Origin of the sequence: Paenibacillus bovis (genome assembly GCF_001421015.2) — a bacterium.
GTDB classification, from domain to species: Bacteria; Bacillota; Bacilli; order Paenibacillales; family Paenibacillaceae; genus Saccharibacillus; species Saccharibacillus bovis.
Window position 1 is genome coordinate 1,797,835 of sequence record NZ_CP013023.1, and the last position, 12,788, is coordinate 1,810,622.

At 48.5% G+C, this 12,788-nt stretch carries 11 protein-coding genes; 10 read left to right on the plus strand and 1 reads right to left on the minus strand.

Annotated elements, in window-relative coordinates:
• The first annotated feature begins 16 nt into the window (after window positions 1-16).
• The 4 genes from AR543_RS07655 to AR543_RS07670 all read left to right on the plus strand — a co-directional run bounded on the left by AR543_RS07655 (window position 17) and on the right by AR543_RS07670 (window position 3,595).
• Window positions 17-469, plus strand: coding sequence for an OsmC family protein (locus AR543_RS07655; RefSeq protein WP_060533240.1), 453 nt, complete (start codon window positions 17-19; stop codon window positions 467-469).
• 64 nt (window positions 470-533) lie between these two features.
• Entirely contained in the window at window positions 534-992 is a 459-nt protein-coding gene (locus AR543_RS07660) for a cupin domain-containing protein (protein ID WP_060533242.1), read from the plus strand.
• A 62-nt stretch (window positions 993-1,054) separates the two neighbouring features.
• Window positions 1,055-1,351 (plus strand): hypothetical protein, encoded by a 297-nt coding sequence (locus tag AR543_RS07665; RefSeq protein WP_060533244.1) that lies wholly within the window; start codon window positions 1,055-1,057, stop codon window positions 1,349-1,351.
• A gap of 507 nt (window positions 1,352-1,858) precedes the next feature.
• Window positions 1,859-3,595 (plus strand): sensor histidine kinase, encoded by a 1,737-nt coding sequence (locus AR543_RS07670; RefSeq protein ID WP_060533246.1) that lies wholly within the window; start codon window positions 1,859-1,861, stop codon window positions 3,593-3,595.
• A gap of 216 nt (window positions 3,596-3,811) precedes the next feature.
• Here AR543_RS07670 and AR543_RS07675 read toward each other — a convergent pair whose 3' ends face one another.
• Window positions 3,812-5,011 (minus strand): acyltransferase, encoded by a 1,200-nt coding sequence (locus tag AR543_RS07675; protein ID WP_064505562.1) that lies wholly within the window; start codon window positions 5,009-5,011, stop codon window positions 3,812-3,814.
• An 854-nt stretch (window positions 5,012-5,865) separates the two neighbouring features.
• On the opposite strand from AR543_RS07675, the gene AR543_RS07680 reads away from it, so the two are divergent.
• The 6 genes from AR543_RS07680 (at window position 5,866) to nikA (ending at window position 12,754) form a co-directional block, all read left to right on the plus strand.
• On the plus strand, window positions 5,866-6,654 hold the full coding sequence (locus AR543_RS07680; protein ID WP_060533248.1) for a nucleotidyltransferase domain-containing protein: 789 nt from the start codon (window positions 5,866-5,868) through the stop codon (window positions 6,652-6,654).
• A gap of 52 nt (window positions 6,655-6,706) precedes the next feature.
• Window positions 6,707-8,137, plus strand: a complete 1,431-nt coding sequence (locus AR543_RS07685; protein WP_060533250.1) for an RtcB family protein — start codon at window positions 6,707-6,709, stop codon at window positions 8,135-8,137.
• 409 nt (window positions 8,138-8,546) lie between these two features.
• Window positions 8,547-9,776 (plus strand): AAA family ATPase, encoded by a 1,230-nt coding sequence (locus AR543_RS07690; RefSeq protein ID WP_060536688.1) that lies wholly within the window; start codon window positions 8,547-8,549, stop codon window positions 9,774-9,776.
• 95 nt (window positions 9,777-9,871) lie between these two features.
• Entirely contained in the window at window positions 9,872-10,603 is a 732-nt protein-coding gene (locus AR543_RS07695; protein WP_060533252.1) for a nucleoside phosphorylase, read from the plus strand.
• Window positions 10,604-10,802: 199 nt separating this feature from the next.
• The gene (locus AR543_RS24235; RefSeq protein WP_158523942.1) at window positions 10,803-10,976 is read left to right on the plus strand and encodes a hypothetical protein; all 174 of its coding nucleotides are present in this window, start codon (window positions 10,803-10,805) and stop codon (window positions 10,974-10,976) included.
• A 143-nt stretch (window positions 10,977-11,119) separates the two neighbouring features.
• The gene (gene nikA / locus AR543_RS07700) at window positions 11,120-12,754 is read left to right on the plus strand and encodes a nickel ABC transporter substrate-binding protein (protein ID WP_060533253.1); all 1,635 of its coding nucleotides are present in this window, start codon (window positions 11,120-11,122) and stop codon (window positions 12,752-12,754) included.
• Window positions 12,755-12,788: the final 34 nt, after the last annotated feature.

Below are 12,788 nucleotides of genomic sequence, written 5' to 3' on the forward strand. Positions count from 1 at the left end.
GGAGATGAAGATCATCATGATCCATGAATTTATACTGGATGCCGATTGGAAAGGCGGACGCAACAGCGAAGGCACTATTTCTACCGGTAATCTGAATACGGTTATCTCGATTCCGCAGCCGATGGGCGGTCCTGGTACAGGCACTAATCCGGACGAGATGCTGCTCGGCGCAGCAGCGACCTGTTATATCATTACACTGGCAGCTATGCTGGAACGCTCGGATATTGCTGTAGATCGTCTGACGATGCGTTCCGAAGGTCATGTCGATGTAACGAATAATATTTTCACGTACAAGGAGATTATTCACCGTCCACAGATTATACTGGCTGCAGATGCCAGTGAACGACAGCAGGAAAAAGCATTGATGCTGGCTCACAAAGCCGAGCAATCCTGCATGATCTCGCGTGCTGTCGCCGGTAATGTACAGCTGTCGACTGTACCGGATATCCAGATTGCCAAATCGCTCTAGGCATTCCAAAAGCGGTGCCTATCCTGTGTGTTTATCCACTATTACAGAAAGCAGGTATTTGACCATGACTACCCAATTACCCGTATCTCCGATCGTAGCTGCACTTGGACTGAAGCCGCATGAAGAAGGCGGCTGGTACAAGGAAATGTGGAAAGCTTCTTTTGAGATTCCACAATCTATTTTGCCTGAACAGTATTCCGGTCCGCGCTTCTCGGCGACATCGATTTACTTCCTGCTGCATGCCGATGAAATCTCCGATTGGCATGTGGTTCATTCAGATGAGCTATGGCTGATCCATTCTGGCAGCCCGCTGGAACTGACACTCGGCGGCAGCGGCGAGCATCCCGAAGAAGGCGAGAAATTTATCCTTGGTCTCGATTTGGAAGCAGGCCAGCTACCGCAGGTACTGATCCCGGCCGGCGTATGGCAAATGGCACGTCCACTGGGCGATGAGCCGGTATTCGTATCCTGTGTGGTAGCTCCGGGCTTCCACTATGATGATTTCAAACTGATCGAACGCTGAGCGCCAGTCAGCAAAGTCTGTCTGTTTCCCGATCCGCGATTACTACAGAGTGGAGTGAGAAGATGAACTGGTATACGCTTGGACAGATGCTGTCCGCGATCCGTCTTGGCCAAAAAGCCCGCACGATGGATGGCAGTCGCACGGTAATCCGGACCACGGATGGTCTGCTCTGGGCCGAAGGACGTCTGTCCGGTCAGCGTGTGAGTCTGCAAGATCATCTGTTCACCGATCTATGGACCATCTATGAAGACGAGGATACCGTACCCTGGCTACCGCAGCGTGATGCCCGTGAACAGCGCGAACGCGAGATGCTGGAGAACCAGTATATGGAGTGGCGTGCCGAACGCAGAATAGAATAGAGGTATAGAGCGGTATAGTTCTATGCAGCTTGCCATGAACTGCTGGGCGCAAATTCTCAATTGTAGTTCTACTGGATAGAGCCTCATTAATAGAGCTTTATTGCAGAGCCATATCGCCTGTTCGAATTTGAAATCTACTATAGACCCTGACCGCCGCGAGGCAGCATCAGGGTCTTTTTATGATTGGATTTATTGAACCAGCTTTAGTACAATAAATATTAGGTAACTTTTCCAAAAATTAATAGTATTGTTTATAGATTTATTACGTCTTTTTTTGCGGAAATGCGGTGTGGAACTATGAAGTTCATGGTATGATACAGAGAATACAATCGAACTTTGTCGATAAATTAAATGCAGCAACAATGAATAGATGACAAGTGAAGCCAGAAGATGTATTATTGCTAAGGCCAATTCGGCTTACAGATTAAATAGCACGAAAAAACGAGGTAACGACTACGGCTTATTCTTTGTAAAAGCGCTGATATAGATGGGGGTAAATCTGCTAATATGAAACAACGCAAGAGCCTGTTGCCCAAACCGTTCCCGGTAACTGTATATATACTGGCTGTCATGGCTATCGTGCTGATCATCGTAAATACAACCTATTACGTATCCACACGCCGGGCCCTTATTTCTGTTCAGGAACAGAATATGCGCGTTATTGCAGATCAGGTCCGTTCCTCGATCAAGTTGTCTCAAAGTGGTGAGACTTTTGTAGAGAATCTGACCGGAGAAAATCTGAGAATGGCTGCACAGGCGGTCAAATCGTCGCTGGGTCCCAACCTTAGCGAGATTACAAATGAACAATTGTCCGATATGAAGACGCGCGTAGGCGTGGATCATATCACGTTGATCAAGGCAGACAGGGACAATATCGTACCGGTCAAGTCTTCCGATCCGGCAGAGCTATCCGGCCACGAAGCATGGCGTCCCGAATGGCTCAAGGCGATTCGGCAGCTGCTGCGCGGACAACGGCCCGATGTAAACGTAGGTCAGGCACTGCCTCATTTCTGGGGAGCACCGATGATCGGCACGGATGATATCAATACACCTGGCAGTGAGAAGTGGGGATTCTATTATGATGGAACCACCGATTACATTATTGGTGTATATACGAACGATGAAGCGGTGCGCGCGTATCGGGAAGATACAGGAGTAGAAGCGGTCATCCGCGAGATCCTGAATGGGGAGACGAATCGCCAGACGCGCGGAATATCTATTTTTAATCCACCTATTTTTCTGGATCAGGCCAATCAGTACAATTCACGCGGGGTTATCTGGTACGATGAGAACCAGACACTGAACAATGATTATTCCTACAAAAGCGATACCGACCGTGATAATATTCGGCAGGCTACCCGAACAGGCCGCATGATCTCGTTGACCGAGGAATACAAGGAAGTACCGGTGCTCAAAACCTTTATCCCGGTTCAGCTGAACTATCCGGCAGTGATTCTGATTGTATCCGATCTGACGGGTGTCCAGCAGACGCTAAATGATCAGCTGGTTCGTCTGACATTGACTATTTTTGCCTGCTCGCTGGTTATTATCGGTCTGGTTCTCGGCATGATTGCTCTGTGGAATCGCCGTACTGAAGCGGTAGCCCAGAGCGTACAGAATGTGTATCTGGAAAATATCGATGCCTTGTTCAACTCGATCAAGGAGCAGCGCCATGATTTTAACAATCATGTCAATACGATTCAGCTGCTCGTCAAAATGAAAAAGTATGATGATCTGTCGGAATATACTGCCGAGCTGGTAGGGGAATCGATTGCGATGAACCAGATTATCAATATTAATCTGCCAGCGATGTCGGCGCTGATCCAGGCCAAAACAACGCAGGCGTATGACCGCAAAATCAAATTCGAATACGAAATTGCCAATCTCAAATCGGTTCAGTTCGGTACGGTAAAATCGACCGAGCTGGTCAAAATTGTTAGTAATCTGATCGATAATGCGTTCGATGCAGTGATGGAGACAGAGAATCCGGAGAAAATTGTCCGGGTGACCGGCCAGATCCGCGGCGAACAGCTGACGTTTACGGTTGGTAACAATGGCAACCCGATTCCCGAGAAGCTCAAGCAGCAGATTTTCGAAGCCGGATTCAGCACCAAGCCGCTGAATCGCAAAAATTCGGGACTGGGTCTTGCGATTGTAACGAAGATTCTCAAAAAGCACCGTGGTATTATTCTGGTAGAAAGCGACGAACACTGGACCGAATTCTCTGTTCGTTTGCCGCTATAGAAGCGTTATCGCCCGTACCCGATTGCAAAGCTGGATGGTTGGAATTTCGCAGCAGCCATCTATGTTAGAGTGACAGACTCTGTTTTATTTCAGAAGCCTGCCAAAAATACAATCAATTAAAAACCGCCCGTTCCTGCAGCACAGGAGCGAGCGGTTTTTTTGGCATACTATAATTAGACAAATCAGATCTTTTTACTTCAGCGGTATAATCGTTCTTTAACGAAGAGGTGTATCCTGCAGAACGGTACTTCCCGGCGTTGATTTGCGTTTGCGGGATTTTTTGCCTGCTGATCCGGTTAGCCAGTGTCCACCTGGCAGACGTGAGATCAGACTGGTTAGCAGGATCGCTGACGGCGCGACAATAGCAAAGCTTAACAGGGTAAACGGCAGATGCATACCCGTCAGCACCAGCGGCCGCGTAATATAAGCGACTCCTGCCAGAATCAGCGCATGCGAGAGATACCCGCCAAAGGAGTAACGTCCGCACCATTTCAGAAAACGCACAAGCACATGATTTTGCCGCGAGAGCAGCAGCGCCAGACCATAAATCAGCAGCATATGCGAGATCACGATTACAAAGGTAGTCGGCTTCAGATACGTCGATACATTAAGATTTACTGCTTCGGTCGAATGTCGCAGCAGATCGTAGCCCAACCAGATATACATAATCAGAAATACGAGCGTGCTCCACGGCAGCAGCCGGATGACCATGTCGCGCCAGCGCTGAATCGCCGAACCGCATACACCACCCAGGATAAAATAAAAGAAATAAAAAGGGAATTCGCTGGTTCGATGCTCCAGCAAAACCTGCCAGATTCCCTGCAGGCTCCAGCCGGGCAGTACATAATAACACAGCCACATCAGCCAGCCATAGAGGATAGCGAGCACGATTAGCGTGCCGATTACAATCTGCTGCTGCCGGCTCTCTGTCCGCCCTTCCAGACAACGACTGCTGAATTGTCGGAACAACCAACGGAAAAGCGGGAATAGCAGATAGAACTGGAAGATCATAATTACAAACCACAGATGATAACCATTGGTTGGCGCAAATAACTGGGTCAGTATACTTTGCCAGGTACCCGGCCCGAGAAGCGAATGGTGATCCGCCAGTTGGACAACGATCCAGTAAATAAGTGTCCATAATACAAATGGAACATAAATATCACCAATACGACGTACTAATGCCGAGCGATATGAGCGTCCATCGCCATACTGGTAAAACAAAATCGCTCCAGCCAGAAAAACAAAGGTTAGCGTACCGAACCGGGTAAAATGATAGACCATTCCCAGCATAATCGAATCCGCCGGAACAATATCACTCCGATAAATATATTCTCCAATGCAGTGCTGCATAACTACCGCAAGAAAGCATAATCCCCGCAGTAGTGCCCACTCATCGATCCGTTCTCTTGTCATGTATTCACCTCTGCCTTCAATAACGAAAAATATCAGCCAGTGAAACATTATATCAGAGTAATGTGAAGAGAATATGAAACCGTTTCAGATAGTTTGATGAAAACAAGACTAAATACCCATTTTTCTCAAACTTATTTGACAATTGGAAATTCATGTAGTTATGATTAACACATATTAATCGAGAAGGGAGGTTGGAAATTATGACCCTGGGCAAGAATAGAATGACCAATCAGCAGACAACATATCCGATTACCCATACGATCGACCAGCAGCACCGCTTTTTGATAATTCCATATGCTTGCTCCATATTTTCCAACCTCTTACGGACGACATAATCCTTAGTCAAAAGAATCGTACAGCAATCACAGGTAGTCTATGCCTGCGCTGCTGACAGGGAAAGGGATCGGGTACTCAGGTACCTGGTCCCTTTTGTGGATCGTATAACCCGCTACTGCCATATTCGCTTATCTGCACAATCGTTACAGACCAAGCGAACTTGAAATATGAACAATTTCATATTTAGCCGGTATACGGTTTGCGATTCTTTTTACCAGGATCATTGCCATATACCGCAGCTGCAGGAATAGCCCTCAACTAAATCATTTGAGGACGATCCCAATTAAACCAATTGGGGATAGGTGTACCACAGACTCAGCTGGTGCACCATTTCCGATAGATCAATCAACCAGCCGCAGACCGTAATACAAGGTCTGTGGCTTTTCTGTATTTTCATTTGCGATTCCGCTGAATAAACGGGATAAATATATGCCGGATGTATAACATCCATATGGGATCAGACAGCAACACAGGCAAAATTTCAGGCCAAAAAATACTACTACAAAGGAGTGATACCCATGCAAGTCAGCCAGGAGATCACGCAAACTATTCAACAGCAAATAAAACGAATCGAAGAAGAGCAGCAGGTAAAAATACTGTATGCCTGTGAATCGGGCAGTCGGGCATGGGGATTCCCTTCCCCGGATAGCGACTATGATGTGCGATTTATCTATGTGCATCCACCGGAGTGGTACCTGTCTATTTTCGAACGAAGAGACGTTATCGAATACCCGATCAGTGACGAGCTGGATATCAACGGCTGGGATTTGGTCAAAGCACTTAATTTATTTCGCAAATCCAATCCGCCACTGCTGGAATGGCTGCATTCGCCAATAGTGTATAGCGAATACTCTCCGCTGGCCGAACAGATTCGTAACATGTCACCGCTGGGCTTTTCGCCACGAGCCTGTATGTATCACTACCTGCACATGGCCAAAGGCAATTTCCGTGGATATTTGCAAGGCGAGAATATCCGGATCAAAAAGTATTTTTATGTGCTGCGGCCGATTCTCTCCTGCTACTGGATCGAGCAAAAAGGCAGCATGCCGCCTGCGGAATTGCAACAGCTGGTAGCCGAATTGCTGCCAAAAGGACAGCTGCGCCAGGATATTGAGGTTCTGCTGGAGCGCAAAATGGCAGGCGAACAATTGAATATGGAATCGCCGATTCTTTCTATTCATCAGTATCTGGAGACGTCGATTGCCGATCTGGAAGTCAAAGCGGCGTTACAGCCGGTTTCGCAGCAGAAAATGGATCATACACTTGACCAGCTGTTCCGTGATATTTTGCGGCAGGTATGGTCATAAAAGTCATTACTTTTAGATAAATTAATTTATACGAAAGAGGTTTAAAACCTTTATGATACCGAACAACAATCCTTATATTCATCAGGTCAAACTTCCGGCGGGCGATGTAAATGTCTATGCCAATCCGGAGCTGTTTGCCGGCCTGGACTACAAAGTATTCGCCATGGCCAATAATAATCTGCAGATTCCCGGCATCCGCTACATGGGATACACTCCCGATGTGCATGTTGGTGTAGGCACCTGTATCGGAACGACTGCCGTATGGGATGGAGAAGAAGGCTATGTGTCGCCTTCGATCGTCGGCAGTGATATCGGCTGCGGGATGCGTGTGCATCTGACCAATCTGCACCGCGATGATCTCAAAGAGGTCAAACTGCGCCGCAAGCTGGTCAAAACAATAGAGAAATACCTGCCGATGGAATCCCAGCAACGAGGTCATTTCTCCGATCTGCGTCTTGAGAATGTAGTTAGCAAAGGGCTGCACGGTCTGCAAGGCAAATACGTCCCGGACAGCTATACTCCCAAAAAGTCCACTTCCCTGACCCATGTAGAAGAAAGCCGCTTCAAATTTGACGAAAATGTATTGAATAATGTGAGCGACCGGGCATGGCACCGTGGTCATCGCCAGCTGGGCACATTGGGCGGAGGCAATCATTTTGCGGAAATTCAGGCACTGGAAATTGCCGAGGAGAATCGCGAAATCGCCGAAGCATGGGGTATGTACGATGGTCAGATTGTCGTCATGATCCATTCCGGTTCCCGTTCCTGGGGCGGCGGCATCAGCCAGGAGAGCAATCCGGCGATGATCGCAGCAATGCACCGTCTGGGACTCGGCACTGCTGATCCCAAGCTGGCATTCCTGCCGCTTTCCCATCCGGAAGCACGTCATTATGTGAATCTGATGTATTCGGCACTTAACTATGCAACGGTAAACCGGCATCTGATCGCCTACGCGGTTCGGGAGGCATTCCGTGATGTGTTCGGCAGTCAGTGCGAACTGCGTACGCTGTACGATCTGATGCATAATTATGCCTGGTCGGAATATCGCGGAGAAGATACCGTGTTTGTCCATCGCAAAGGAGCGACCCGTGCGCTGCCAGCCGGACATCCCGGCAATCCCAAGCCGTATATGGAGACCGGACATCCGGCACTGATTCCCGGCTCAATGGGGACTTCCTCTTACATCATGGTCGGTCTGCCGGGCGGAGAAGACAACTACTACTCTATCTGCCATGGCGCGGGGCGAGCACGTTCCCGCTCTGCGACCAAGCGTCTGGTCAAAGTCGATGAGTTCGCCAGCTCGATGAAAGTAGGTACCGATGACGAGATCGTAGTCAATCAGCGCTCGCTGGAAAGTATTCTGGATGAATCGCCGCAAGCCTATAAAGACGTGGATCAGATCATCGAGAGTGTCACCGGAGCAGGTCTGGCTGCTGTAGTCGCCAAATGTCAGCCGCTCGCAGCCATCAAAGGCACTAATTAAATCTATCCTGACTGCCATTACCTGTTTGGTGGATAAAGGCGTATAATTGAAATAGAATAGGCGCCTTTATCCATTGCCAGGTCAGCCGACAGTAATAGACTGAGCTGCATCTGTATTTCCGGATGCACCTACTCATTCAGAAAAATAAATGTATAAATAGGGACATATAGACAGATATGACATATGGATGCACAGTATTCAGATCAATTCATTAGAGTATGCTCACATGTGACATAGCCAATACAAATTATCGATCGTAATAAATACAGAAATTACAACCACTTATATAGGATATCCAAAGGAGGATAATAGATTGGATTCTATCTACCGTACTACAGAAGAGTCGCTGCAGGCAGCTGCATCTAATCAGGAGTCTGCAGTCATTGTATACAACAAAGAAGAAAAGGGGATGCCCTATCAATACGCCGATTATGCGCGCGTAATTCAGGGAATAGCCAACAAATTGCAGGAGCGTTATGGCGTAGAGTATCGTCTGTATTCCAGTGACGATCCGAATATTGAATACTGGGATCTGCTGGAGGATGATCTGCGCTCTGGTAAAGCAGGCGTAGAGCATGTGATTCGTATTTATGACCGTCTGGAAGAATGGACTTTTGTCTATGATGGAGACAAGCCAGAGCCGGATTATGGAGTACATCGTTCTATGAAAAATAATGTATTCGCCTATCCGGAAGCAGGCGTAGCAATGGCGCGAATGCCGGTTTTCCGTGATCATGGGATCAGTAATGATGATCTGGTATTCGCTGTTAGCGATGAAGCGCTGCTCGCTTTCCTCGGTGAAGTACGTATTCGCCAGCGGGAGCAGAGCCTGCGCCGGGTAACCGTATTTACCGACGGAAGACATGGAATCAACCGTCAGCTGGAGCCGGTCAGTCGTGCGGTCTCCCGGGATGATGTCATTATGCCGTCCGAGATCAAGCAGGATATTTACCGCTCTCTGGATCGTTTCTTTGCCGAAGATCGCAGCTTTTATAAAAAGTACGATGTGCCATACAAACGGGGGATCCTGCTCTATGGTCACCCCGGCAACGGCAAAACGACGCTCGTCAAATCGATTGCAGGCAGTGTACCCGGACCGGTCGCCTACTGGCAGATTACCGAGTATACGAACAGTGAATCGATCGAAGAAGTATTCGAAGCGGCCGGACGCATGGCGCCGATGGTGCTCGTTATCGAGGATATCGACTCCATGCCTGCCGAGTCCCGCTCCTTTTTCCTGAATACGCTGGATGGTGCGACATCCAAGGAAGGGATTTTCCTGATCGGAACGACCAACTATCCAGAGAAAATTGATCCGGGTCTGATGAACCGTGCCGGACGATTCGACCGTGCCTACGAGATTAATCTGCCGAATGAAGAACTGCGCCTGGAATATTTCCGCCGCAAGCGTCTGCACGAATTTGCCGGTGACGAAGTAGTCGTCGAAGCTTCCCGATTGACTGAAGGATTTACTTTTGCCCAGCTGGGTGAGCTGTATGTGTCGGCGGCACTGCGCTGGCATGAAGAAGGCCGCCTGGATATGCGTGAAGTCATTCAGGGACTGCGTGGCGAGCTGGACAAGAGCCGCAAAGGGGTCTGGCTGCACAATAGCGATGGACGCGTCGGCTTTCATTTCTGATCGGATAAGATTGCGGGTTTAGACAGGACTGGGAGAAATCAGCTGTCGCTGGTATAATAAACGGAAATGGATAAAAAAGGAGTTCGATCAAGCCCATGTTGATGCCTATTTTGCAAGTGAACAGTGAAGATATTCCGGAATACGCCATTGTCTGCGGCGATCCGAAACGGGCAGCAGGAATCGCTGCCCAGCTGGATAATCCGCGGGAACTGGCATTCAGCCGGGAATACCGCAGCTTCGTCGGTACCAGAGATGGTGTGGAAATCGCTGTCGTTAGTCATGGCGTTGGTTCGCCGGGAGCGGCTGTATGCTTTGAGGAACTGATTCGGGCAGGAGTGAAGACGCTGATTCGCGTAGGTACTGCCGGTTCGTATTCGGCAGATCATCCGGCAGGCAGCCTGATCGTCAGTACCGCGGCTGTGCGTACAGACGGACTGACACGTCAGCTCGTACCGGAAGGGTTCCCTGCTGTAGCGGATAGCGAGATTGTCGAAGCGCTGTATCAGGCAGCTCGTCAGAGCGAAGGCATTGTGCAAAAAGGCATCACGGTGACGCTGGATGTGTTCTTTAATGGCGTCGAAGAATTCCCGCATAAAAAGTTCAAACAGGCAGGTGCGCTTGCAGTAGAGATGGAAATCTCCGCACTGTATATTATCGCTTCCCTGCGCGGCGTACGTGCTGGCGCGATTGTGGCATTGGATGGCTATGCAGACGCTGATCTGGCTGCCGAATATGATCCAAATACCAACGTGGTAGCCGATGCGGTACAGCGCGAGATCCAGGCGGCAATCACGGCTGTAGTAACGCTGGCCAAACGTCAAGCCTAGACAGCATCGTAGTCTGTTCTGCCTGTAGGACCGCCGTTTGCAGAGCAATCGGTATCCACTGCCCACCCCTATACAGAAGTGTTTGGCGGTGTCGGCTATACTATTTAGACCAGATGGATTATAGGAGTCTGTTCCGTGTATCAGGAACAGGCTCCTATTTATATAACAGCTGTGCAGCATAAGAAAAAGGAGATGCAAGATGCAGTCATTTTATTACCGCAAAGAAGAGAGTGATCCGTTGTATACAGTGTATGCGATATTGTCTTTGCTGACTTTTGGCAAAATAGGAATTATCGAAAAAACGAAAAACAAATACGATCAGCTCCGCAGCTCGTCGGACAATGATCCGCGTAATATCCGTCTTTTTAAATAAAAAATGATCCGATTCATATCAGACATAACTATTAAAAATGCGTAAAATGGCGATTTTTGTTGACAAAAGATCGACTCCTACCTATTCTAAGGAATGAATATGATAATCATTATCATCCAAAGGGAAAAGGGGTTATATCATTTATGTCATATCAACGTCAAAGGTCTGCTATTCCGGTACTGGCAACATTACTGGTTGTACTGCTTCTGCTCGCAGGCTGCAGTAATACAGGCAGCACTACCGCATCTTCCAGCGCTTCCGATACGGCAGCGTCTGCCAAATCGATTACTATGTCGTGGCCCCGGGATATCGGAACCATGAATCCTCATACATACAATCCATCGCAGTTATTCGCACAGTCGATGATCTATGAGCCGCTGGTCAGTTACGAGAAAGGTGGCAAGCTGGCACCTGCACTGGCTGAATCGTGGAAAATCTCCAAAGATGGCAAAGTGTACACATTCAAGCTTCGCCAAAACGTCAAATTCTCCGATGGCAGCGATTTTAATGCTGAAGTTGTCAAAAAGAACTTTGACGCTGTAATGAAGCATAAGGATACACACAGCTGGCTCGGTATCGTCGGTGTGATCAATAAAACGGAAGTGGTAGATGATCACACGTTCCGTCTGACATTAACCGAACCGTATTATCCGGTACTGCAGGATCTGTCGGTTGTCCGTCCGTTCCGTTTCCTCGGTGAAGCTGGATTCCCGGATAACGGCGATACTGCCGAAGGCGTAAAAGCACCTGTAGGCACAGGCCCATGGATGCTGGCCGATTACAAACAGGATGAATATGCCGTGTTCAAACGCAATCCGAATTATTGGGGTAAAGCACCGGCAATTGATCAGGTTACTGTCAAAATTATTCCTGATGCCGAGACCCGTGTAGCCGCTTTTGAAAAAGGCGAGCTGGATCTGATCTATGGTGAAGGTGTGATCAGTCTGGATGCTTTCCAGCAGCTTCGTGAAAATGATAAGTATACGACTCAATTGTCTGATCCCGTGGGTACACGCAGTCTGCTGCTGAACTCGTCCAATCCTAAGCTGTCGGATGTACGGGTACGGATGGCTCTTCATGAAGGCTTTAACAAACAGGCGATGGTACAGGGTATTACATCTGGCCTGGAAGAACCGGCCGATTCCGTCTTGTCCAAAAATTACCCGTATACCAATATTGATCTGAAGCCAATCCCATACAGTGTAGAGCAATCCAAAGCACTGCTGGATGAAGCGGGCTGGAAGCTGCCTGCCGGTGGTACCGTACGTGAGAAAGATGGTCAGCCGCTGGAATTCGAAATGATTTTTGACAAAACCGATCCGATTCAAAAAGCGATGGCCGAAACGATCCAGGCTGAATGGGGCGAGCTGGGCGTGAAGGTGAATCTGACAGGTCTGGAACTGACAGTACAGATCAAGCGACTCAAAGCCAATGATTTTGATCTATATTTCTGGTACAACTATGGCGCACCTTATGATCCGCATTCCTTCATTAACGTAGTTGCCAGTCCGGGCTTCGGAATCTCGGAGACACTGAGTGCCATCCCGACCAAGAAACAGCTGGACGAGCAGGTACGTCAGGCGCTGTCGTCCACAGACGAGACCAAGCGTCAGGAGTTGTATCGTTCGATACTGACTACTTTGCAGGAGCAGTCGGCGATTATTCCGATTTCCTATATCAAGAAAACAGCAGTTTACCAGAAGAAAATTGCGCATTTTGAATTCCCGGCGAGCCGTGATGATAATCCGTTCGAGGGTATTCAGGTGACTGCACCTTAAATAATAGTCAAGCCCGTATTGTTGGCTCAGAGGG

Bases quoted from the DNA above. Each gene is read 5' to 3' on its own strand.
- nikA (WP_060533253.1), top strand. From the start codon at position 11,120: ATGTCATATCAACGTCAAAGGTCTGCTATTCCGGTACTGGCAACATTA.
- AR543_RS07665 (WP_060533244.1), top strand. From the start codon at position 1,055: ATGAACTGGTATACGCTTGGACAGATGCTGTCCGCGATCCGTCTTGGC.
- AR543_RS07660 (WP_060533242.1), top strand. From the start codon at position 534: ATGACTACCCAATTACCCGTATCTCCGATCGTAGCTGCACTTGGACTG.
- AR543_RS24235 (WP_158523942.1), top strand. From the start codon at position 10,803: ATGCAGTCATTTTATTACCGCAAAGAAGAGAGTGATCCGTTGTATACA.
- AR543_RS07680 (WP_060533248.1), top strand. From the start codon at position 5,866: ATGCAAGTCAGCCAGGAGATCACGCAAACTATTCAACAGCAAATAAAA.
- AR543_RS07655 (WP_060533240.1), top strand. From the start codon at position 17: ATGATCCATGAATTTATACTGGATGCCGATTGGAAAGGCGGACGCAAC.
- AR543_RS07690 (WP_060536688.1), top strand. From the start codon at position 8,547: ATGCCCTATCAATACGCCGATTATGCGCGCGTAATTCAGGGAATAGCC.
- AR543_RS07685 (WP_060533250.1), top strand. From the start codon at position 6,707: ATGATACCGAACAACAATCCTTATATTCATCAGGTCAAACTTCCGGCG.
- AR543_RS07695 (WP_060533252.1), top strand. From the start codon at position 9,872: ATGTTGATGCCTATTTTGCAAGTGAACAGTGAAGATATTCCGGAATAC.
- AR543_RS07670 (WP_060533246.1), top strand. From the start codon at position 1,859: ATGAAACAACGCAAGAGCCTGTTGCCCAAACCGTTCCCGGTAACTGTA.
- AR543_RS07675 (WP_064505562.1), bottom strand. From the start codon at position 5,011: ATGACAAGAGAACGGATCGATGAGTGGGCACTACTGCGGGGATTATGC.